Raw genomic sequence first — 23,374 nt, 5'->3', positions numbered from 1 at the left:
CACCACCGCCGCTGCTCGACCGGCTGATCGAAGACGCTCAAAAGATCCACAAGCGACGACCAATCTTACAAGAGACGCTCGCTACCGCTACACAACCGAGGTGTGAGGCTTAACTAAAGACGGATGACTCTCTGTGTTGATGACCGGCGGAATATCCGAATCACGGGCTAATGAACGAACTTTCTGGTCATGATATCCAGTGTCACCGAGGAGAACAGCGGCATCACCGGTATTCCGCTCTATGAGCGACGGAGCGATCTGGGAGTCGTGTTTTCGTGTTGTCGTTCCGTGTGAATTGATTACAGCATTCACTCTCGTGTCTACCAGAAGTACGATCTTCAAATGGTGGATGGTCACCTTCATTCGTTTCGTGTAGCGTCCCGAAGTGTGACTCGGGTCAAATCCTGACGCGTTGATCCTAACAATATCAGTTGTCGGGAGAAGCGAGATTGAGAGGTTAAGCAGAACACCCTATACTGCCATATTTAGTTGGTCGAAAGTTTTGCACAGCTTTGAGGATGAGGGCGGTCGGACAATTTATAGTGTTCTTACAGGAGTTCGGCTGCTTCCTGCTTCAGCTCATCCGTGGGATGGACGTACCGGGCAGCACTGCGGGTGCTCTTCTGACGCAACTTGTCGGCCACGAGTTTCAGATCCTGGTACTCGTCATAGAGATACGTTCCAACGTAATGTCTGAACGAGTACCACACTAGCTTCCGTCCGCGTGGAGTAATTCCAGCTTCCTCAATGAGGTCATTGAGGAGATAGTTGAGTGAGTTCGAACTGTAGGGATTCGCTTTTCGGGTGAGCCACATCTCCGACCGACCGTCGTATTTCTCCATATTCGCTCGCTGTTCGATCCAGTTATCAAGCGCTATCGCTGCGTCCTGGTTGATCGTCTGTTCCCACTCTTCGTTGTTTTTCACCGCGAATTCACCCGGAATTACGATTTTCCGTTCCTCTGGATAATACCAGTCCACTCGCATCCTGCCAATCAGTGCTGGGCGGAAGCCAGCGCATTTCGAGCAGCCAACGATTGAGGGAACCTTCCAGTCCTGATTCACCCGATCCCAGTCGGCAGGTACGACGTCGTCCATCGGTTTTCCAAGTGACTGCGAGATGTAGCGTTTCCAGCGGCGGCGTTCGTCCGGCGAGAGATTGTTATACGCGGGAATCGATTTGTAGTCAAGTGATGTCTCCCAGAGCAGTTGGGCTTCCTCCGAGGTGAATGGAGCCGCATTATCTTGCGGGCCGCTCCCATTGAATGAGACCTTTGGTTCCCAATCCTCACTTTCAAAGGCGAACCAGTTTTCGAGGGCGTCGCTGATTTTTCGCTTGCTACCCCCATAATAGGGATCCCCATCATCACGGGTGAGGTTATCCTTTTTCAGGGCTTCTAATGCTCTGTCAGCCTGTTCCGGAGTTATCGAGGTGGATGGCCCCTCATTATCCCAGGTCCACTCTACAATAGTGAGCACACGAGAAAGTCGAGATGGAATAGAGCCTTCGGGGTACCCAGTACCCTTTATGGGGTCTTTCGCTTCGGTTCGGAGGTAGTCCTGGAATAGGCTAATTTTATCCTCGAAGAGCTTGCGCTGGCGAGGGTTAAGTGCGTCTAGAAGATGGGAGTACTTCCCTCCGGTTTGGGACTTGCTCACTAGCACCACCTCCCAGCGGTGGTCCACCGATATGGTGGAGGAGTTGTTGCAACCGAACTGGTTTGAATGAGGGATATACCTCCCAGATCGGGGAGCGTTGAGTCCGTGTTCCGACTGTGCATTGATCGGTTCGCAGAATTAAAATAAACAGGCCGGTATAAACCCTCGTCCTCAGAGAGGTTGCGAACTGCTGTTGGCTGTGGTTAGTGTGTGATCACCGGAAGCGCGGGGGTCTCTGGCACTTCGAACATCAGAGTCTCCGCATTATTCGTCTGATCACAGGTCGTCTCTGGAACTGTAGTGGTGCTCAACGTGCTGAGAAATGAAATGGAACCTGTAGAACTGGTGTTCGGGCACGGTATTATTCTACAGCTCGGAGGTATCGTCGTGCTTGTTCGATGACGGGCGCAAGACGAACCAGCGGCAAGCATGCTGGCCCTGAGCGTACTGGTCGAAAATCCCACGTGGGATACTCCCCGCAGGACCTCAAATTGCCGCCCGACACCCACTGATGGACCGCTTTGGCCGCCTCAAGCGTCTCTACGACGACAACTACATCAGGTTAAGAAATCCAAATTTCCGAAATCGTAGTTTCCAAAATCGAGGGTTCTATTTGCGGGGGGAAGCTACTAGGGGTATGGAGCAATTCGTTGATCGGGATGCCGAGCTCGATCAACTCACAGACTGCTATGAGTCCGGGACGGCAGACTTCGTTGTTATCTACGGTCGCCGTCGTCTCGGGAAGAGCGAGCTCGTCCGCCAGTCCATCGCGGATCGGGATGACGCGGTGTACTACCAAGCGGTTGAATCGACTGCTCAGAACCAGCTTGAACAGTTCGTCGATACGGCCACCGCGGAGTTCCCCATGTTGCGGAACGTTCGCCGGGACTGGGAGGTACTTCTGGAAGCGCTCGGCGATCAAGACGCAATCGTCGTCATCGACGAGTTCCCGTTCCTCATCGAAGAAGACGAATCCCTCCCCTCGCGGCTCCAACGCGTCTGGGACATGGAACTGCAAGAGACAGGGGTGACGCTCATCCTCGTCGGCTCTTCGATTAGCGTCATGGAGGACAAGGTGCTCTCCGGAAGCGCACCGCTGTACGGTCGGCGGACGGCAACGATCGACCTCAAGCCCCTCGATGTACCCGACGCACGCCAGTTTTTCCCAGAGTACGATCCGGAGACAGCCATCACGACGTGGTCGATTTACGGCGGTACTCCCTACTACCTCCAGACTATCGACCCGGACCAGTCGCTCGGAACGAACGTCCAGCAGGCAATCCTCTCAGAGCGCGGGCTCTTGTACTCCGAACCCGAGTTCCTGCTCCGCACCGAACTCCGACAGCCGAACACGTACTTCAGCATCCTCCGCGCGCTCGCTCACGGGCGACGTACTCCAAACGAGATCGCAGGTATGGCCGGCGTGGATTCGGGATCGCTCAGCACGTACCTTCAAAAACTCCGTCGGCTCCGCCTCGTCGAGCGCCACATCCCCGTGACTGAATCGCCGACAGCCTCGAAACGCGGTCGGTATCGCATCGCCGCGCCGCTGTTCCGGTTCTGGTTCCGATTCGTCTACGGCAATCAGGATCAGTTACACATGCTCGGCGATGGCGCGTACGGCGAACTCGTCGCACCCGACCTGGCAGATTACGTGAGCCCGCTGTTCGAACGCCTCTGCCAGCAAGCACTCCCGAAGCTCATTGACCGGCAATTCCGTGACGTCGGGCAGTGGTGGTTCAAAGAACACGAACTGGATGTCCTCGGCCTCACCGGCGACGGCCTCGTCGCCGGCGAGTGTAAGTTCACGTCACACCCCGTGAGTGAAGGTGTTCTCGCGGATCTTGAACGAACAACGGCTGAAGTACGGTGGTCAGAAGAGCCAGCAAACGGGGAGACACTGTACGTCTTGTTTAGCCGCTCCGGGTACACCGACGATCTCGAACGCGTCGCCGACACGCGTGATGACGTGCTCCTCTTCGAGCTGTCCGATCTGGTCACTACTGACACCACATAGTGAATAGGAGGACTTCCAGTGAGTTCGCCGGTTAGTCGTGGGTCACTGCGGTTCTTCCTGCTGCACCTCGATGTCGGTGCAGTTCGGAATATGGTCAGTGTAGGATGAGATTGAGGTTCCACACCACTCACAAGTCTGTTCCCGCTGAAGGGCCGCCTCTTTATTAATCGTCTGTCGGCAGTGGAGACAGTGATTCATCTCTCGTGGTGTTTGTTGATGACACCGCGGACATTCAACTGGAGCCGTGGCATCTGGTTCATCTTCCTCATCGATTTCTAAGCCGTGGACACGAGCGACTTCTCGACCCGTATCGTCTGCAAACACCGACACGTATCGTGAAGCAACGTCGCTTCCGCGAGTCCAGCCATGATGATCTTCGATGTGGGCTTGATTCAGGCCGCGAGAAGCCAAGTGAGACGCACTGGATTTGCGGAGGTTCGTAAATGTGACCGGTTTATCCACTCCAGCTCGGTCAGCAGCATCCTTCACGGCCGTTCGAAGTGCATTATAACTCGGAGCCTCTGGCTTGGTCAATTTGCTCCAGAGAGGTGCCACAGGATCATCGCTTGGATGGGCAGCGAGCCACCGCTGGAGAAATGGGACACTCGGAATAAGGGGAACTGTCCGCTGCCCCATCTTTCCCTGTACTGTGATCTGGTACCCGTGCTCGTAGTCCGTAACATCACCGACCGTGAGAGCACGAAGTTCACCGGAGCGGGCACCTGCATCCCACCCAACCGCGATGAGTGCTGCATCACGAGGGTTTCGGGTCGCTTTGATCAGTGGGAGCACGTCCTCCTTCCACTGAAGCATATTACTGGGTTCAGGCGCTGGGTCGTACGTACTCGGGGTGTTCGACGGAATCCACTCCATCGACTCGGGTGGATCGTCTCCGTTCTGGTCAGTGACGCGCCGTCCGAACTGCTTCAGCGCGACGCGGTAATCTCGGTTGGTCTCTGCATTGTCGTATGTACGGTGAATCCACCGGACAATCTCTTTCGCTGCATCCTCATTTTCGAGCGCGTCTACCGGACTACCAGCATGTTCTGCCATCCTCACATTATGTCGGAGAAGCTTGAGATGCCGTTGATCCCCGACTTGACTGGGAATAAGGAAGAGTTCGTTACTGAACTCCAGCAGTGCATCACGATTTGCTTCGTCCAGCTTTCGGTCGTCGTTTCGGATTTTCTCTCGAAGCGTCTCAATTTGACTGTCGGCGTTCTTTGTCATTGGCACACCGACCAGGCTTTAGATTGCGGAACGGGCGAATTTTTTGCCACGTTGAATTCAATGGTCAGCCCAGTGGCCGATCACGCTGTCATCCGAATATGATGTTATCAGACATCAGGACACTGCCGACAACAGAATCTAATAGAGCATTCTGCGACGCTCGCTGAGTACATTGGTGAGACTCCATTCATCGATTCTTCTCCAGAGTTTGTTTGAGGGCGGAATTCGCAGCACTTCGCATCTGCCATAACCGTGGAATTGCCAGATCGTCTCGGTCGAGTATCCCTTCGGCATCTCCGTTATCCGGGTGTTTCACTCGGTTGACCATCTCGCGCCACGCCTCAGCGTCCTCCACGTTCATTCCGGTGCACTCGGCTATCACCTGGTCCTTTTCGTAGCGTCCGGGAGAGAGCGTGTTCTCGCAGACGTAGTAGAAGTTCGCAGCGGCAGTCCAGAGATCCGACGACAATGCGTCGTCGTACATGTGTAGCGCAACACGGATATCGGCTTCTGTGTCTGATTCGATCCGTTTTGAGCGGTACTCCCGGACGTCTCGATACACGGGAACAACGCTCCCGACAATCTCAACTTCCTCTGGAATCTCGTTCACTCCGAGTAGCGAAGTCGCAAAGTTGCCTATGGAGAGGCGAGACTGGGACTCCAGTGCACCCCTCTTTGAGGCATATGCTCCCGAGACCACTTGACCGGGACTTTGAGAAAAGAACACTGGGTCATCCGTACACAAATTAAGCGCAATCAACAAATCGAAGATGTCTGCGTGACTTCTGAGAGGCGGCTCTAGCGTTTGTAAGAAGTTCTCGGAAACAATCCACCAGTGACGGCCCGGGTGGTCTACAGATTGCTCTACACGGATCTCACGGTCACTAGTGACCACTTCCTGACCGTGATAGGCTTGCTTGTTGACCCACAGATCGAATGACTCGATCTGTCGAAATTCCAAGTTACTCCCACCGTAGTGGATCGTTTGAACTTCATCCGCTTTTTCCTCAACCCGCGACTGATTACCTGTCCGGATCTGACTCAATGGCCTAAGATAAGATGGAACGTACGTGCTCATCTCGTCGAACTATCTAGTCAAGAAACAATAGCGTTCGCGTCGGTATCAGGAACCAATATATGATGGCGTTATTCACTCTATGATTGGTATAATAGTTTAGTATAACTAGTTAGTCTAACTACTTAGTCTAATTAACTTTTTACGTAAGCATAACTTCTGTGTATATATGCTCACGTACACGACGTACTCTGAGGCTGGGGGCGTCGGGAAAAGCACCCTCGCCGCGAACCTCGCAGACGCTCACGCCCAGCAAGGACGCGACGTACTAGTCATTGACCTAGACCCCCAACAGGGTTCCTTGACATACCTACTGGGAATCTCTGCCCCTCGTGACAACGGGGAAGCTGACAACATCGCTCGCCACCTTATCGATCGGCCGAAAGGCAACTTCGCGGATCTCATTCACGAGACGCCGTTTAATTTCGACATCGTTCCCTCGCATAACATGCTTGAAAGCCTGTCGAGCCTCTTGACGAAGGCCGAAGAGATGGCTGCAGATTTGGAAGAACCGTTCGATCCAAACGACCGCCTGCGACACGTTCTAGCGGAGGCGAACATCCCCGAGAAATACGATACGGTCATCATTGATCCGCCAGCGACAGCAGGACCACACCTGTATAATGCCGTGTCAGCGACACGGTCGCTCGTCCTCCCTGTTGAACCAACGGGGAAGGGAATCCAGTCAGTCGAAGGGATTCAGGACATGGTCGTGAACCTTGAGACTGCGTTGGAGATTGATATCGGGGTGCTTGCGATCGTGCCGAACGGCGTCGGCCGGACGACGAATCAGGAACAGTATCTCGAACAGATTCGAGAACTCGGCTACCACGCTCCGATTGTGTTACGCGACCGGTCATCGCTGTTTGAGGGCTGCTGGGACAAACGATGTACGGCGTTCTACTACGTGGGATACCATCGTGGAAGACGGCGTGACTACGAAGTAGACACACTGGACAAGATACGTGACCTTGCGGCCCATATCCAGGAGGTAGGAGATCAATGACGGACAGCATGAAATCAGGGGCAGGAAGCGATCCATTTGGTGACGACTCCGACAACGAAAAAGAGTCCCCGGAGACTAGTGACGTAGCCACTCAAGAGACGACACCACAGGACAGCTCAGATACCGAATCGGAGGCAGCTGGAGACTCACCATCAGATCATTCAGTGACCTCCGAGTCAGAAGATAACACTGGGGATGAAGATTTACCGTATATTTTCGGACGAAACACAGTCAAAACTGACCGGCAGATGGTTCAATATTTCTTGCGTGACGAAACGATGAACCTGGAATCCGATGTCAAACGTGCTGTTGAACAGGAACTTGGGACTGATGTTTACCTGACCGATATCCGTGAAGCCCTCATCCGTGTCGGTGCAAACCACGTTGATGAACTAGCTGACGAACTTCGAGGATGGGGATATCGATACCGAGAAGAGTAGATCAATACGTTCTGCAGATCGATTAGTTTGAACAGACCATCCTGATGTACATTTTGACTATATTCGACCTTAGCCGTAATATTATAGTACTATTAAGAGAAAAATTTAGACATTTTTTATAGTGTGAGGGTGGAATTTTTTCCGATGAATCCCGGCCACCCGGCGATATTACCAAATATAGTATGTTTCTCAAGCGGGTGAATTAGGTGGTAAATTGGGCGTCTCAGGGTGGATTTACCATAGCTCATCTGATGGGTTTGACGATGAGTTTCAGCAACTACCGTAGAAGATTTACATTAACACTTCAGTAGCGTGATTTCCAATGCCACATTGAAGAAGTACATTACCAATGCGGTGATCGCTGTATCCTGATTTCTGGAGAGGCATTGAGAATATCAATTACACTAATCATCCATTCTTATCTAAATAGTGACGGGTCTGTAATTGTTTGATTCTCGTGAACAAAGATCCGAATTTCGGGTTGCGATGGCGATTCTTACTTGTGCCGAGTTTTCGTCTATCCGTCGAATATTTACATTGCAAAATATCTGCGCGCTGTGTGTGGGTTTTTTGTTCTACATTACAGATTTCAATTAGCAGATCTGAGACAATTTGGGTAGCCGTTGGCTCTGGCCCCGGTATCCACCGATACACCCGATTTGACATTGAAATCGTCTCGTTGCATCATGGTGGTTTTCAGTAGGCCATTACAGATACCAATGTAATTTTGAGTAGAATCGGTGACCGGCTGTTTCACACCGGTTTGGGGAGCGCGGGTTCTAAGCGCTTTAGAACCCGCGCCAAGTGATTTAATCCGGTGATCGGTGTTTGGCGCGGGTCTATACCGCCCGTTTTCGTCCGAAGATGCTGGTTGATATAGAGGGTAGGGCGGGGGATTTACCCCCCGGGAGCCTGAGTACTTGCGCCGTTGGGCGTCACTCTTTCACGCGCCATGAGTGAGGATGGCTTGCGCTTTGTGTCAGTTTGTGGACCTGATTATCACTACTCCGTGAGGAGTGTTGCTTAGGGTTCTCCCTATGTCGTGGCGGATCGATCTGAATTCTCTCGTGACCTAAGCTAGGATTGACTGTCTTGACAGACCCACTCGTGGCTGGCGGGCTGTTCGTCGTCGCGCTCACTCTGGTCGGGCTATTCGTCTGGCTCCACCCGGCGCGGGCTGCCCTCAGCTCGATTCGACAGTACGACCCGCAGTATCCGCTGACCGGACTGACATTCCTGATCGCTGTGCCGTTTCTCTGGCTGGCGACTACCAGTGGTTCAACTTCACACTGGAAAAACAGTTAGCCGAAGACTGGTACTACGGTGGGCTTTCGATGCACCTCGTGTTCATCGTCGTGCTGTCGGGGCTTGCGAGTATCGACGGCGACACGACGGAACTCCTGGCCGAACGGTCGGGGCCGATCATTTCGAATCCCGTCACGGTGGAGTACTTCTGCATACTCGTGCGGTCCGAGGAGGTCGATGGGGAGTATGGCCAAGCCCTGGAATTCTTTCCACCTGGAAACGCGGGGCCACCGGAGTACTATCACCCCACATACGAGGAACGATTCGAGGTCCTGGAAGGCGAGTACGTATTTATCGTCGATGGTGAGCGGCGAACGCTCACTGCTGGCAATGAACTCACCGTCCCTCCTGGTACTCCCTACACCTATCGGCACGAATCAGACTCATTGGCGACGAGCCTCGGCGAGGCTCGACCGCCCGCCCAGATCGAAGAGGTCGTCAAGACCATGTTCGGGCTCGCGCATAAGGGCAAGGTCGGTGAGAACGGCGACCCCACCTTTCTCCATCTGATGACGATGGTTCCGGAGTTAGCCGATGACACGGTCTTCACCTCGCCGCCACCGATCCTCCAGAAGGCCCTGGCCACGGTGTTGGCTCCGATCGCTCGGCTGGCAGGCCACCAAGCGATCTATCCAAAATACCTCGATGATTCGTTCTAGGAGACCCACGTCGAACAGCCGAATCTACGGTAAATTCGTGGGATCAATTAACTGGATGACCCGCCAGTTTGAGAACTGACCCTTTTCAAGAGCACTGTTGCACTCGCAGAATATACTGATCAATGGCTCTGTTGAAATCCTCAGAGGGTTACAGGTTCGCCCGGTAGTGTGACCGAATGCAGGCCCTCCCGAAGTCGCGGTTACTCCGGTTTGTTGAGCAGGCGTATCACTTGGCTCGAAGAGCTGTCGCTCGGTACTCCTCGAAGTTCTCGAAACGCCGGTACACACTCCACCAACACATCGTCCTGCTGTGCCTCAAGGTGCGGAAGAATACGACGTACCGAACGCTTCTCGACGAACTCATCGAGATGCCCCGGATTCGGAGCGCCATCAACCTTGAGGAACTCCCGTCGCCATCAACCCTCTGCAAAGCGTTCAATCGACTCGATATGGCTGTCTGGCGTGTCCTGCTCAATCTCTCGGCCACACTCCTCCCGACCAACGGTGTCGTCGGTATCGATGCTTCTGGCTTTGACCGGAGTCACGCCTCGAAACACTACACGAAGCGAACGAAGTTAACGATTCAGCAGCTGAAAGTCACGCTCCTCGTAGACACGAGAGCAAACGCGATTCTCGACCTCCACGTAACGACGACCCGAAAACACGACTCAAAGATCGCGCCATCGCTCATCAAGCGAAACACCGGAGAGGTAGCGGTTCTTCTTGGTGATAAGGGATACGACGACCAGAAGATTCGGGCGTTAGCCCGTGAAACTGGTGTTCGACCGCCCATCAAATACCGCGAGTTCTCGTCACTCCACAAGGTGTGGAACGCTCGACTGGACGCCGACCTCTACGGTCAGCGTAGTCAGAACGAGACCGTAAATTCTCGCCTCAAACGAAAGTACGGCGCGTTCGTCCGCTCACGGCGCTGGTGGAAGCAGTTCCGCGAACTCGTTATCGGCTGTCTCACACACAACATCGACAAGTCAGTCTGAATGTTAGATGGAGGGCACGAATTGGTCGTTACAGGGGATACAGCACTGCTACAGATGGGGGTGAGGTTCGGACATCTACACGCACTACCTCCGGGAATCTATTGACGACTGAATCGACTCAGGGACCGAGAACGCGCCCCCAGTCGAGATCTGCTCCGTAGCCGGCACCGGTGCCGCGAACCCGCTGGCGGGCGACGTAGCCGCCGGTCCCGACAACGAGTGCTGCCCCGAGATTTGCCATCACGACGATTACTGCCGCCCTGACCTGGATTGACCCAAAAAGAACGAGCACCATGACTCGGAGGGCGTTCACGGCGGCGAGTAAGGCGATCACCAGAAGCCCATAACTGAACGCGAGTCCGGCAGCGCGACGGAAATCCATGTTGGAACTTCCGGCTACCGTTGTAAGTGTCTTGGGTGGCGCGACCTCCTGTCGATTCTGCCACGTGCACCATGTTCGTCACGTCCGCACCCAAATGCCTCGATAGGCACAATCAAAGTAGATCTGAAATCGCCCTCTACATTCAGAACGAGTCTACTGATAGATACGCGGTAGGTACCGACTCGGCGTGATACTGCGAGCGGATGCGTCTTTCGTTCACTCTGGCTGGAATGTCCATTTTCCATCGACTGAATGGATGGAGAGATACGTCCCGTCGGATGACGCTCTCACACGGTCATGGACTTGGACACTGTTGAAATTTTCACGGGTCGTTGAAACGTTGTAGCACCCCACCGCCTCCTCGTTGTTGCCCCATTCCGGGTTTCAGACACCAATCACGAATCTGACGCTGTCATAGTCTTGGCTCAAGTCGGCGTGGAGGCTATCAGAAACCGTCGGTTCGTGTGGCGTGTCGAAGCGGTCGTTCCATTCGTCGCTGAGGAACGTCAGTTCGGGCGAATCTGCGCCGGGTGGCGAGCTCAGAGTGACCCTAATAATGGACTCCTCAAACTGCTCTCCGTTTTCACTGTGCCGCCCTTGGACTGATTTCAGTTGCACGTATCCATCGACGCCCCGGCTAAGCGACGTACATCCGGCAAACGCACCTCCTGCCGTGGCACCAGCGGTCTGTATAAGCGACCGTCGAGAGGGCATATGAAGTCAGTTTTCCCGTTCATATTTAGTAATTGCCGGATGCAGAGTGGGAAATTCGCACACCTACCTAACGGCTATTTCGGTGGAACAGCTGTTGGAACAATAGGATTTCAACAGAGCCTGATCAATATATTCCTCTCTTTCATTTCTGAAATAACTCCTTGTGAACTGTTCTATTATCCCCTCTGTGGCAGTCTATCGACACGGTCTCTCAGCGAATCTGACTAAGGACAGGTGGCCACCGATGACATCGCTGTGAAAATCCTGTCCAGCGTTCCTGGATTAATCGACGTACCCTTGCTGTCGAAGGAACGCATATCGGTTCTTGTGATTACCGAGAATCCCTTCGTGAGGGTACTCTTCGGCATACCGGTGGAGGATCTCCGGATCGTCGATGACGACACCGTAATAATAGTCAAACGATGCTGTCGTCGGATCAACGAGATGCTCCCCGTCGAGTAGACACCACGCGTGCTCAATCCCACCAACGTCGAGGTCACCCATCACTGCGAATCCTTCGACGTACGCAAATCGACTATCGTACTCCCACATCCCGAGTGAATTATTGAAACACGACTTTTCGGCCGGGTCAGTCGCTCGGATCCCGTCCGCGATGAGGTCCTGATCGCCAGTATCCACGTCGTGTGAGAGGGTTATCGGCCGACCAGCCACCGTCGCATGTTCGAGCTCGCTTTGCGACACGCCTTGCCCATGATCTGCAACATACTTGCGCAGTGGGGACTCTGTCTCCGATGCCTCCACATATCTTGCAGCAGCGTTCATTTTCCCACCCCGACGACTACAATCGCGTTGATGGGGCTGTCCTGTTCCCCTTTCTGAATTTGTTCTCTTTCGAATATCATGCTGAACAGGCGAACCCAGCACGCAGGGATAAACCCTCGTGCTCTCAGCAACCCGGTCGGGAAGTCGTCCACACACTGGGTCTCCCGCTGGATTTCGACTCACCCATTCAACGCAACACTCCCAATACTTCGCTCCACGATGCAACGAATTCTTCGTAATCCAGAGACGCCCTCATCCGCCACGCAAAATCGCCGGGTCGCAAGCCGCCGCGCGCGCACTCGCAGCAACTATCAACGCGTCCAACGCCGCGGATGAGCTGCAGCTGAGGGGCACTCATCGAACCTCATTGAAACGCAGGGAGATCCGAAAACGACACGCCGATTGAGAACAGTCGGGAACGACTCACAGTACGACCATATCACCGATGGCAGTGCCCACGGCTGAAAGTCTCCGTAGACCACTGCGCCCAAAAATGGAGTGAAGAAGCAGACGTGACGCCATCGCAGTTGAAATCTCCTAATCTTCGCGCATCGATAGAAATTCTCGACCGGATTGCCCCGCACCTCTCCCGAAGCGCTTGTTTCGACGACATCCAAGCACGCACTAGGTATGCGCCGAACGCTGTCGTCGCTGACGAGAAATCGTACCGCGAGTGCCGGTCAAACGTGGTCAAGACTCACGATAAACTCGTTGACGAACAATGCCTCGTTTGTGAACATGGTTCATCGCAGAAGACACGGACGCGATTGCCTACCCTCACCCCTGACCGTATAAGCAGAGCGCAGTTTTCTATATGAAGTTTAAGTACTTGGCCGTCTGAATGGTTTCGTATGAAAATCGACTCGAATACTGACGGGGAAACGGAGTGACGATATCGCTTGATATTCCCGCACAGGACGCGGATATATTCAAAAGTCAGGCCGTACACGATATTCTCTCCTTTTTAAGCCGGTATCACACCAACGAGTTCTCCATCACCGAACTGGCTGACGCAGTAGATTACTCCCAGCCGACCATCACCAAGGCCGTCAATATCTTAGCCGCCAACGACCTCGTCACCGACCGACGCGAGGGAAACGCACGGTTGGTGCAAATCAATCCCGAGCGATTATCCCGGCCAGACGATCCAATTCTGCACATCCCGCAGGGCGAATTCCACACGCCAGTCCGTTCAGCCGTCGATAAGCTAGTCGAACAACTCGACGACGTTGTCGGAATTATTCTGTACGGGAGTGTCGCGCGCGGCGACGCTGACCGCCGGAGTGACATCGACCTGTGGGTCCTCGTTGAAAACGACCGGATGACGAATCAGCGAACCGCGAACCGCGTTCGACAAGACCTCGAAGACCAGGAATTTGACACCGGCCGGTACGCATACGAAATCGACATCGAATCGCTGCCAGCTGTCCCGAACTACACTGACGAGCTCCACGACGTACTCGGCGATGGCCTCGTCGTCTACGACTCAGAGAAATTCGAGACTGTTCGAGAGATGGTGTTCGACGGTGACCTCAATGCGTAGAGGATTTGTAAACTAAACTGTCCCAACCAATTTATGTGTTCAGACAATATAGTTTACAAAGATGCTCTCGGGCACGGCTCTCAAAATACTTGATGTCCTGTGTTCCCAACAGGGCGCAACTGCGAAGGAACTCGCAGCAGAAACCGGGCACAGCCGGAAGCAGATTTACCGCGTCGTTGACGACTTACTCGAAGCAAACTTGGTAGACGAGTCTCGACAGCATCACAATCAACGCCTCGTGCGTGCAACTGATGACCCCGTAGTCGAAGCGTATCGGCACCTCACATCAAAGCTCAGCCACGTAGACTGGTCAGAACTCCTCTCACCAGCAACGATTCGCGTCTGCTGGTACCTTGATGAACCCCGCCGTATCACGGCAATCGCTGCCCGACTCGGAATCACGCGACAAGCCGTTCACAAAGCCTTGGGACCACTCAAGAACCGGGCGATGCTAGCTCCATCCGGGCCAGAATACGCCCTCTCCGACGAGCTCCAGCCGTTACGTGACTTCGCTCAGGAGGTCGTCACACACGAACACCGAACCCGGGTTCGAACACTCGCTCCAAGTGCCACGATAGAGTGGTGCGACCCGACGCGCGCACTCGTCCAGGTGCAAACCGCAGACGACACAGACGCACTCCAACACGCTCCCGCGTGGGACATGACTGGGTTAGCAGCATTCCACACGTATGACCTGCAATTCTTCCTTGCAGGGGAGCCAGCATTCTGGTACGCGCCAGATGACCAACTCACTCCTGCAGATCTCGTCTGTCACACACTCGTTCTGGAGGCGGGGTCACGACGAGTGAGTTACGCGATGCTTCTCATCGAACAGGAACAGATCAGCGAAGCCGAGTTGATTGAGACCGCAATGTGGTACGGCATCGAGGACGAAATTGAACAAATGTACCGATTCATCAAAGGCGACCTCGATGCCACAGACGATAGGGGCCCAAGTATTCCGAACAGTCAAGAATACGCCGCGTTGAAAGACCAATACAAGGTCGCCTGACATGACCGTCTTTACTGCCGGAGAAGCGATCACGGAGTTTCTCGCTGAGTTTGACGGATAGCTCTCAGAACCAGTTGACGTGTACCTGTTAGGAGGGCCTCCGATGACGGTTCACGGACTCAAAGATCAGAGTCCGTTGGATCGGCCAGAAACCGTACTCGGAACGTCACTTCTCACGGCTCGTCGAACAGTCGGCGCGCGTACCGGTGAACCGCCTCGGGGTCAAGCCCCGAGGCTTCCCGTGGGTTAATCGGACACTCCCACTCGGCCATCGGTCTGATAACCTCGAACGGTCGGGTGGGTCACGGTCGGGGCGTTCACGGCCCCCGATGCCTGCCGTCGCAGTTTCCGAACAGTCGGAAGCGTGTTGAGAGCAGGCACATTTCGATTCAGCGACTCCAACCCTTTCTTCGCAATATTCACTGCCGCGTTTCGGTCAGCGTGGTCTTGCCGACCACACGCGTTGCACTTGAACCGTTTCTTCCGGCGATTCGACCGAGCCGTATGCTCACACCCACTAAAAGAACACGTCTGACTAGTGTAAGCCGGGTCGATGTCGTCGCTTGGAATCCCCTCGAATGCCGCTTTGTACGCGACGAACGAGCGGAGTTTGTGGAACGGTAGTGAGTGCAACCGACGGTTCATCCGAGTGCCGTAATCAATTGAGTCTCGCATGTGCTTGAGGTCTTCAAACACAACGAGCGGCGACTCGAATTGCTGAACCCACTCCACGATTCGCCGGGAGACTTGGTGGAGCTGGTCGTGGACATACCGTTCTTCCTTGTCCTCGAACACTTGGTCGAACGCTGTTTGCCCAGCATTCTGCATCCGCTTTCGCATCGTGAAGTACCGATGACGCTCTTGCTTGATTTCAGGGTAGTCTATCACAACAGAGTCAACGATGTCGTCTTCACGAAGGGCTGAAAGGGCTACGCAGTCCTCGTTGATGTCCACTCCCACAACAGTTCGAACATCGTGTTTGTCTCGAACTGTAGTTTCGAGGTGAGTGACGGTAATGTGGAGTTCGTGGTTGCCGTTGCGATTCATCGCTTCAGCGGTTCCTACACGCCACTCGTCACTTCCGAGGGCTTGTTGTAGGAGTTCAAGGTTATCTGGTGAACCACGAAGTGTGCCCTTTACTGGGTTGTAGGGCTTGGCACTGATTCGGTAGTGAATCCCGTCGTCTTCGAGGGTGAGGTTGTAGCCCTCGGTGAAGTTCATCCGCAATGGGTATGGCCCTGTCTTCTCGTGGCTGGGCGTGTTGTAATCGTCGCGGTCGTAGGATTGTTCGAGCGCGTCGAGTGCTTTGGCGACGATTCGTTGCGTGGTATTCTTCACGAGGTTAGCGTCGTCTTCAAGCCGAGTTGAAATGTCGTCCCAGTCCATTCCGTCTTTCGCTAACTGGATGGTCTGGTTGTACACCCATCGAGCTTCGTGGTATGCGTCGGACAGACGTCGCTCTTTTTCGGGTTGGAGTTGGAAGACGAGTGTCTTCGTGAGCGACTTCTCCATACACTAATCGACAGACTACGGTGTTGTAAAGATACTGATTAGAGTTGATAGGTTAGGCGTTGTCGGCTTCACCCCCGGGGTCAAGCCCAGAGGCACTCGCCTTGAACCGCCTGTAGATCGGCGCGTCAAGCCAGTCTCGCCCGGCAGCGATCGCTTCGAACGCTGTTTCCGCACTCTCGGAACTGATCGCGTCGCGCTTGACGAGCGCTCGGAGCACGATCGGTGACACTGCCACCTCCGCATCGACCAGGCCCTGTAGTTCGGGGAGTGCTCTATAATCGTCCGTAACGAGGAACGCGGCGTCAACATCGCGGGCGGCGGCGACGCAACTCGCTTCTCCGATATCGACACGGCTCGTTTCGAACGGCGCGCCGTCAGCGTCCTGCACCGTTAGTGCATCTGTCCGTCGGAGTACGGTGGTCGCCGCTGTTCCGTGTCGATCATCGTACTCAGCCGTCTCTTCGAGTTCCTCAATAACCGTCGGCGTCGTGACGACGTCGAACGCTGCCAACGTCTGATCGAGCACATCACCGACAGCGAGTGAAATGAGCGCACTCGTATCGACAACGACAGTCACAGCTCTGCGAGATCGTCAGCGAGTTCCTCGCCCCGATCTAGTACGTGCTTTGACGCACGCACTGACTCGGCATCCTGCCGACCGATGACTTCCGCGAGTTTCTCAAACTTGATCTGATCGTCGAGATACAGTTCCACGACTGCCTCCCGGAAGCTTTCGTCAGACTCCTTCTCTTCAAGATACTGCCGTAGCGCCTCGATCAGGATCTCAGTCCGGTTCTTATGCGTGACTTCCGCAGCGACATCCGCTTGAACGATCAGTTCCTCCGGAAGCCGGAAATTCACTCGCTTCGTGCTCATCGTTGTACGTACGTTGTATGTACAATCATATAGGCGTGTCGCCAGTCACCCTTCCACACCCGCTACTGGGCAGGAAGTTCTTCATGACTGGTTCGATCAATCGTTCATCTTCTTGCGGAGCCGCTTTTTCCGTCCCTCAAACCCACCTTTTGTCCCATCCGTCGTCCCGATGTCGAGTGCTTGATCGCACACAGCAAGTGCCTCCCGCAGGACGGATGCTGTCCTCGGTTCTCTTGTATGAGCCTGACGATCTACCTATCGAGAGGCCTAATCACCGGGTTGCCCGACTGGCCCGAGCCGTGTGACCCGCCCGTTCTCGATTACTGCTTTGACCCCGTCTTTCGTTGGGAAGTCTCAGACAGCGTCTTCATCTGGCTGACCTGATGCCAGTGACTTGAAACGCCGACCATCACGGGTCATAGCGATCACCCGGCGGTGACTGCCTGCCAGGTCGAACAATCCGAGATCCCATCTCCGGTTTGCACCTCGATCGACACCGCTGTTCCCGCATATTCGACGGGAATATTCACTCGACGATCAGACCGCTGCCGTGAACAACTTCTCGACGGCACGCCTAGGCGCTTGACCCACATGAACAACCTGCCGCTCATCTATGGACACCTCTCACTAGTGATCCACGATAGCCCAGTCATCACCAGCCACCGACAGGGACATACACACCTCATTACAACCTCCGCATAGAACTTCTCACTATGTATGACACGCCAGTTATTCTCAGAAGCGATTATTTCTCCGTGTTTCGCACCTCGGTCACTACCTCCGCTGGCAGCGTGACATCTGCAAGATACGTATCGATGCCTTCCGCAAAGTCGGGCACGGTGATTCCACACGCTTTGAACGTCCGGATTAGGAAATGGGTTCCCCACTCCGCGTTGAGATCACGGCGGAGTGCAACTTCTCGGAGTGCTCGGTCGTTTGTTACGACTGTCGGGTCTCCGTCGGCCTGATCAGCTACTGCAATACACGACCAGTCAGGTTTACTTAACTGCCCTAACGCCTGCGTCTGTACTGCTTCCAAATCCGCCCGTCGTACAGTCGCCCACGCTGGTGGACTCTCAACGTCGTGATATGGAGTGAATTCACCGTTCCAAACGCGATCAGGGATCAGTACTGGTTGGTCAGGCCTGTAGAACGAAGGGGCATCGAACCAACCAGACGTAAGCAACGCAGACAGGATACTATTGTCCAGAACCAGCCCTGACTCACTCATTCATATCGTCTTCGTACAGTTCTTCCACCGAGTTCGGGCCGAATCGCGGTTCAACATCATACCGGTCAAGGGTGACTCGGAACTCTCTAGGGGAGATCCCGGCTAACTCCGCACCGCGGCTGAGTGAAATGTTCAATCGAGCATACGCGATCACGGCACCAAACTCGATAACGTGCCGTTGTACCTCAGCAAATTCCAACTCCCCTGGATCCGGGAACTCAGGCCCACTGTCATCAACGGTGAGGTAGTGCAGACCGTAGGCAGTGTCCCAGATCGCTTCGTCAGGCAGCGACTCAGGCGAATCATCAAGGATATGCTGAAGTCTGCTCAGCATAGCAAGCATGATCGATGCAACCCTGTTCTTGGTCTCCTGGTCGCCAGTCTCGCTCAACCGTTGCACGCCGTAGTCCAGAGTCTGGAACAGTGCTGCGAGGACAAGATGGTCTTCCGGATCCCGCTGGAAGAAGACACCTTCGAGAACGTCAGTCAGAATCTTATCGAAAACCTGCTGAAGAAATGCAGGCAACTTTTCAGGATCTGATTCCGGGAGAACCGCAGCGAACGCATCAGTACTACCGAATCGTTCTTTGACATGCTCTCGAAGCACTTCGTGACTCCGAGTGAAGCGCTCTTCAGGAGGCAATGCGAGGATATCCTCATTGAGGTTCCGGAGGAACTCTTCGTAGTCGTCAAAAACGAGTTCCATCATCGACTTGACTTGCTGGAACTGAGACGCAAGGGGAGCTAACGGATCCAGATACTCCGCCGGCCCACGCTGAGAAACATCCCCGCCAGGCTGTGCATTTGCCATAGTCTCTGATCTCTTGTATCTATATCCGACGCAAAAGCGTATAGAATCTTCGGCTATCTACCCGAGCTAGAAATCCGCTACGTCCACGCTTGAAATGTGCCCTAGTAGTGAGTGCCGCGTTCTACCGAGATACTGGTCCACTCCTCAGCGTCTCGCCGTCGAACTGGTCCGAGCCGCGTGACCTTCCCGTCGTCAACAAGGCGTTCAAGCCCGTCTTCCGTGGGGAATCCGAACGTTGCCGTGTCGAAATCTCGCCCGGGGGCAACGGCGCGGAAGTACTTTCCCTGCGGGTAGTCGGTGAAAATCCGGCGTTGACACCCAGCCAGGTCAAACATCCCAAGGTCATACGAATTCTCTCGCCGGGCAATATGCGCCGCACCGCGCCGATACCCGAGCAGCGACCGCGGTTCGAACTCCTGCATCGACTCCACCGGGAACTCGTAATTCTTGAACGTTACCGGATCACCCACCGCTAACAGACCGTTCCACGGGTCGTACTCACCGAACCGGACCGGACCCTCAAGTTCCGGTTCGAGCGCCGCCCGAGCGTCACGCATCTGCTCACGATTGTCAGTGTGGAACACCCAGTGTACCACAAACCCCAGCCGTAACGCTTCCCGCGTCTTCGCCCGGTACGACTGATCAGACCCAGCGACGATCTCGATCCACCGATTCACCCCGTCACCGTGTACGAAACAATCCGGGACCCGGTCAGCAACCTTCTTTTCGAACCGGTACTCTCCCTGAAACCACGGCTTCCGTTCATCTTCCCGTCGCCGATCTAACTCTAGTTTTCCCCACAGATGCTCAGGTGACTCCTCACCCGCAGACCGATACCGGTCAACATCACCCCAAATCTCGAAGCCACTCATACGTCACTCACCTGTTGGTTCTCCTGTTTTCGGGTGGTCTGTTGTGTCATGTGTCGTGAATCGTCGGTGTTAGTGATTTCAACGAATAATCTGATTTCGAGCAGTACCGCCGCGTCACTGCTCCCAGTTCTCCAGTTCGCAGCACGTCAACAACATTGTGCGTCACGAGGTCAGCGTACTGCCCCTCTGCGAACGCCGTGACCGCCGCAGCGCTGTCATCGAACGGATCCCGGTCGTTGAGATCCCCGTCAACGAGCACCTCGTACGCCCCCGGCAACGTTGACTGATCCTCACCGTCAACGGTCACGTTGAACCGCCGCGTTACCACTGGGAGCAGATCCGCGTACGGCATGTCGCGCAACGGCCACTCCACGTCCGTCGCTGCCAGTCGCGTCCGCAGAAACGGCAAGTCGAACCCGTCCTTCCACCGCTCGCCATTGAACGCGACCAGCAACACGTCTTCACCGTGTAATCGTTCTCGCGCGAACACGCCAACCGCGTCCAACAACGCTGCCTTCGATGCGTGTACTGACACCTGTACGTGCTGCTCAACACGCCCCTGCACCGCTTGTTCGACATCAGGTGCAGTTACCCCTCCAGTCTGGACGAACGCACGCACACCTATCGGCATCGCAAACCCGATGGCGGTCACCTTATCAGTCACGTTGAACCCAGTCGTCTCGATATCGAACGCCACGAGCTCTAGTGTTCCCATCGGTCACTCCCTGGATTCCGTGTGGATTCAGTGCGACAGGACTGGTGTCCGGCGCGTACAGTACGTGGAGTGGCAGTGCAGCGATCGCGGGTCTTCTCTGCGTTCTGGTGCCGGCTAGATATTCGTCTCATTGGTTCCCGTCATCATCCATGAGTCGCGTTTGTTGATTGCTACCACGGTGATCTGTGTTATCGGCCTCGCCTACATAAACTATTTGGAAATTGATGTTTTTTATTTGTTTGCCCTCTTCTTCCCCAGATAGCATTTAACGGCAGCTTCAGATGCCACATACCCGAATCTATATAAATATCTGGGTTGACCTGTGGCCAGAAATAGTCATAAGTTAGCAACTATTGCGAGACGCAGTCCACACCGGAATATCCAGTCCAGGTATTCATCGAGCCTTACTGCCGCAACAATCCCAACTGCTCTCCAAGATGTCATAGAACCGTTTCCAAACCGTCTGTATGGCTCTTTAATGAGCAATCCGCACAGGGGACGTACTGGTTGCTGTAATGCTGTACAGTAATCGAATCCGCACCGAGGAACAGCGAGAGCAAGTCCCGGTGTTAGTCTTCCATCCGAAGGTTCGTGACGTCCATGAGGTCGGTAAGAAGGCGGGTTTCGAAGTCGGTATCCGCAACAATAAGTTCGCTCCCGGTAGACCGCGCGGTCGCCGCGATGAGAAGATCACGGGCAGCCATCCGTTCTCCGTCGTCCATCAGCTGATCTTGCAGCCGGGCCGCCTCCATGGCGATCTGCTCGTTCAAGTCGATTGAGTGAACGCCGCCGAACTCCTGTCGAACACCGACGACATCCGTCTCTCCCGAACCAACCCGCCCGTTGACCACTTCGAAGACACACACCGAGGACGTGAGATAGGGCTGAGAGCGGTCTTCGACGTACTCGACAACCTCCGGCACTCCTTCGAGCATGTCGATGATGACGGAGGAATCGAGGAACGTCACCGTTCGAAGCTCTCCCGAGAACGCTCTACGGCTTCTCGTGCGTGGTCGGCCTGCTCTTCGCTCCACACACCGATGTTGATGGGTTTCTCGTTCTGTGCGAGGCGTTCTAACAGTTCGTCAAACGTCTCGTCTTCCCGTTTCAACCGCTCCAGCATCTCCTTCGTGTCGTCGGAGACTCGGATGGACGTGCTCATGTGTATACAGACTGCATACAGGACTAACTAAGTTACGCCGGTCACAGACCGGCGAGTTCAGCCCGTTCTTCGACCACTCGCCGGACGCGGAACTCACCGAACCCATACTTCGCATGCGACCCGACGCGCATCACACCGTTTTGCGCCGTCGTCACCGGCTCACTTCCGGCATACCCGACTACCTGCCCGTGATCAACCGTCTCAACGCGATACGCATCGCCACCGTCCACGAGTCGGGTTTCCCGGCGACGCAACCCATCGTCACGCCGCCCATCCGTCGCAACCAGTCCTGACCCCGACCCAGCCTCGACCGTCAGCGACTCCGTCTCTGTACTCGCGTCCCACCACCACGGCACCGACTGGTCATCCGCACCTGGGAACTCACTCGACAGGACGTACGGTGACACGAGCTCAAGCACATACGCGCCCGACTCTCCGTCCGTGAGTCGCCCGTAGTCAAGCGCATCGAGATCAATGACCTGCGAGTCCGCCAGCGACAACTCGCCGAGCCCGTAGTTCCGCGCCCCGCCAACCCGAATCCCATCAAGCACGTCTTCCGAGACCGGCAGGACGTCGTCCGTGCCACGACCCGTGTGCAGGTAGCAGTGGACGAACCACTGCACTGACCGCTTCGAATTCCTCGTTTCCGGGGGTCGCCCGAAGAAACACGTCGGCGCGAACGCCACCCGGTCACCGTGACGCTCCACGTCATGCGTGTTATGCGCATCTCGCGGCCGCGAATCAAGCAGCCACCGGTGAGCTGCGTCACGGAACACGAACAAATCATCGTACGCCTCGACCGGCGGCAACGACCGCCCGAGCTTCCCCGCATACCCCGACTCCGAATACGCGTCCGGGTACTCGCCGTACTCTCCAGGGACGAACACGCCGTGACTGACGTGCAACGCCCGTCGCGTCCGCTCGTCAACACGCTGCGCAATCGCATTGAACAACGCGTGCCCCGTCACGAAATACGGGTGTCCGAGGTACGACCCGTCCATCTCGAACAACACCTGCTGAATGACAGTCATCCACACACCCCTCCGTTTCCACTCCAGAATCTGTCCAGTCGCGCTCCACCACGCACACGATCACAACCACCACACTCACGCCACCACTGCGCCCCCACACACCTCGTTTCAAGTGTTCTCCGACCAGGGACACACCTCGTTTCAAGTGTTCTCCGACCAGGGACACACCTCGTTTCAAGTGTTCTCCGACCAGGGACACACCTCGTTTCAAGTGTTGTATGTGTTTACCCCGAGGTCTCGACAGCCGGCACAGCGTGAGCCCGTGAGATCATATCATTGCTGCTGACGACTCGACGAAGCTCTTCGTATGGATTGCGTCCCTGCTGGCGCCACGTCGCCAGC

General features: G+C 55.0%; 22 protein-coding genes and 1 pseudogene. 7 read left to right on the top strand and 16 right to left on the bottom strand.

Annotated features, from left to right (window positions below):
* Nucleotides 1–138: 138 nt before the first annotated feature.
* Nucleotides 139–525: pseudogene (locus NO978_RS19630) on the bottom strand (transposase); the annotation flags it as partial.
* Between the two features lie 23 nt (nt 526–548).
* Nucleotides 549–1,658 carry a site-specific integrase gene (locus tag NO978_RS20105; RefSeq protein WP_257301219.1) on the bottom strand — a complete coding sequence of 370 codons (1,110 nt, stop codon included), beginning with the start codon at nt 1,656–1,658 and terminating at the stop codon, nt 549–551.
* A gap of 637 nt (nt 1,659–2,295) precedes the next feature.
* On the opposite strand from NO978_RS20105, the gene NO978_RS19620 reads away from it, so the two are divergent.
* Nucleotides 2,296–3,675 carry an ATP-binding protein gene (locus NO978_RS19620; RefSeq protein WP_257301218.1) on the top strand — a complete coding sequence of 460 codons (1,380 nt, stop codon included), beginning with the start codon at nt 2,296–2,298 and terminating at the stop codon, nt 3,673–3,675.
* Between the two features lie 42 nt (nt 3,676–3,717).
* On the opposite strand, the gene NO978_RS19615 is transcribed toward NO978_RS19620, so the two are convergent.
* A complete protein-coding gene (locus NO978_RS19615) occupies nt 3,718–4,905 on the bottom strand; it encodes a site-specific integrase (protein ID WP_257301217.1) in 1,188 nt (395 codons plus the stop codon).
* A 187-nt stretch (nt 4,906–5,092) separates the two neighbouring features.
* Complete coding sequence (locus NO978_RS19610; protein WP_257301216.1) at nt 5,093–5,983, bottom strand: hypothetical protein; 891 nt, start codon at nt 5,981–5,983, stop codon at nt 5,093–5,095.
* 166 nt (nt 5,984–6,149) lie between these two features.
* Here NO978_RS19610 and NO978_RS19605 point away from each other — a divergent pair, with 166 nt between their 5' ends.
* The 4 genes from NO978_RS19605 to NO978_RS19590 all read left to right on the top strand — a co-directional run bounded on the left by NO978_RS19605 (nt 6,150) and on the right by NO978_RS19590 (nt 10,388).
* On the top strand, nt 6,150–6,986 hold the full coding sequence (locus NO978_RS19605; RefSeq protein WP_257301215.1) for a ParA family protein: 837 nt from the start codon (nt 6,150–6,152) through the stop codon (nt 6,984–6,986).
* Complete coding sequence (locus tag NO978_RS19600; protein ID WP_257301214.1) at nt 6,983–7,426, top strand: hypothetical protein; 444 nt, start codon at nt 6,983–6,985, stop codon at nt 7,424–7,426. Before NO978_RS19605 ends, NO978_RS19600 begins: the two co-directional genes overlap by 4 nt.
* Before the next feature lie 1,334 nt (nt 7,427–8,760).
* Nucleotides 8,761–9,390, top strand: a complete 630-nt coding sequence (locus NO978_RS19595; RefSeq protein ID WP_257301213.1) for a cupin domain-containing protein — start codon at nt 8,761–8,763, stop codon at nt 9,388–9,390.
* 176 nt (nt 9,391–9,566) lie between these two features.
* Nucleotides 9,567–10,388, top strand: a complete 822-nt coding sequence (locus NO978_RS19590) for an IS5 family transposase (protein ID WP_257301212.1) — start codon at nt 9,567–9,569, stop codon at nt 10,386–10,388.
* A 118-nt stretch (nt 10,389–10,506) separates the two neighbouring features.
* On the opposite strand, the gene NO978_RS19585 is transcribed toward NO978_RS19590, so the two are convergent.
* Together NO978_RS19585 and NO978_RS19580 are read right to left on the bottom strand one after the other, a co-directional pair.
* Nucleotides 10,507–10,770, bottom strand: a complete 264-nt coding sequence (locus NO978_RS19585; protein ID WP_257301211.1) for a hypothetical protein — start codon at nt 10,768–10,770, stop codon at nt 10,507–10,509.
* A 996-nt stretch (nt 10,771–11,766) separates the two neighbouring features.
* Entirely contained in the window at nt 11,767–12,267 is a 501-nt protein-coding gene (locus tag NO978_RS19580; RefSeq protein ID WP_257301210.1) for a hypothetical protein, read from the bottom strand.
* 892 nt (nt 12,268–13,159) lie between these two features.
* Here NO978_RS19580 and NO978_RS19575 point away from each other — a divergent pair.
* Nucleotides 13,160–13,810: a nucleotidyltransferase domain-containing protein gene (locus NO978_RS19575; RefSeq protein ID WP_369684173.1), complete on the top strand. Its 651-nt coding sequence runs from the start codon at nt 13,160–13,162 to the stop codon at nt 13,808–13,810.
* 61 nt (nt 13,811–13,871) lie between these two features.
* A complete protein-coding gene (locus NO978_RS19570; protein WP_257301208.1) occupies nt 13,872–14,822 on the top strand; it encodes an ArsR family transcriptional regulator in 951 nt (316 codons plus the stop codon).
* A gap of 246 nt (nt 14,823–15,068) precedes the next feature.
* Here NO978_RS19570 and NO978_RS19565 read toward each other — a convergent pair whose 3' ends face one another.
* The 10 genes from NO978_RS19565 to NO978_RS19520 all read right to left on the bottom strand — a co-directional run bounded on the left by NO978_RS19565 (nt 15,069) and on the right by NO978_RS19520 (nt 23,032).
* Nucleotides 15,069–16,334, bottom strand: coding sequence for a transposase (locus NO978_RS19565; RefSeq protein WP_257301207.1), 1,266 nt, complete (start codon nt 16,332–16,334; stop codon nt 15,069–15,071).
* A gap of 52 nt (nt 16,335–16,386) precedes the next feature.
* On the bottom strand, nt 16,387–16,911 hold the full coding sequence (locus NO978_RS19560; protein WP_257301206.1) for a PIN domain-containing protein: 525 nt from the start codon (nt 16,909–16,911) through the stop codon (nt 16,387–16,389).
* Nucleotides 16,908–17,210, bottom strand: a complete 303-nt coding sequence (locus tag NO978_RS19555) for a ribbon-helix-helix domain-containing protein (protein ID WP_257301205.1) — start codon at nt 17,208–17,210, stop codon at nt 16,908–16,910. The genes NO978_RS19560 and NO978_RS19555 overlap by 4 nt, the downstream gene beginning before the upstream one ends.
* 745 nt (nt 17,211–17,955) lie before the next feature.
* Nucleotides 17,956–18,249, bottom strand: a complete 294-nt coding sequence (locus tag NO978_RS19550) for a hypothetical protein (protein WP_257301204.1) — start codon at nt 18,247–18,249, stop codon at nt 17,956–17,958.
* A 184-nt stretch (nt 18,250–18,433) separates the two neighbouring features.
* Nucleotides 18,434–19,150 carry a UPF0175 family protein gene (locus NO978_RS19545; protein ID WP_257301203.1) on the bottom strand — a complete coding sequence of 239 codons (717 nt, stop codon included), beginning with the start codon at nt 19,148–19,150 and terminating at the stop codon, nt 18,434–18,436.
* Between the two features lie 203 nt (nt 19,151–19,353).
* Nucleotides 19,354–20,124 carry a hypothetical protein gene (locus tag NO978_RS19540; RefSeq protein ID WP_257301202.1) on the bottom strand — a complete coding sequence of 257 codons (771 nt, stop codon included), beginning with the start codon at nt 20,122–20,124 and terminating at the stop codon, nt 19,354–19,356.
* Nucleotides 20,125–20,170: 46 nt separating this feature from the next.
* Nucleotides 20,171–20,839 carry a hypothetical protein gene (locus NO978_RS19535; protein ID WP_257301201.1) on the bottom strand — a complete coding sequence of 223 codons (669 nt, stop codon included), beginning with the start codon at nt 20,837–20,839 and terminating at the stop codon, nt 20,171–20,173.
* 569 nt (nt 20,840–21,408) lie between these two features.
* Nucleotides 21,409–21,807, bottom strand: coding sequence for a PIN domain-containing protein (locus NO978_RS19530; protein WP_257301200.1), 399 nt, complete (start codon nt 21,805–21,807; stop codon nt 21,409–21,411).
* Entirely contained in the window at nt 21,804–22,001 is a 198-nt protein-coding gene (locus NO978_RS19525) for an antitoxin VapB family protein (protein ID WP_257301199.1), read from the bottom strand. Before NO978_RS19525 ends, NO978_RS19530 begins: the two co-directional genes overlap by 4 nt.
* A gap of 41 nt (nt 22,002–22,042) precedes the next feature.
* Nucleotides 22,043–23,032 carry a hypothetical protein gene (locus tag NO978_RS19520; RefSeq protein ID WP_257301198.1) on the bottom strand — a complete coding sequence of 330 codons (990 nt, stop codon included), beginning with the start codon at nt 23,030–23,032 and terminating at the stop codon, nt 22,043–22,045.
* Nucleotides 23,033–23,374 lie beyond the last annotated feature (342 nt).

This window comes from Haloarchaeobius sp. FL176, assembly GCF_024609245.1.
Lineage (GTDB): Archaea > Halobacteriota > Halobacteria > Halobacteriales > Natrialbaceae > Haloarchaeobius.
The sequence above is the reverse complement of the archived record's forward strand: the minus strand, read 5'-3'. Positions and strand labels throughout refer to the sequence as shown.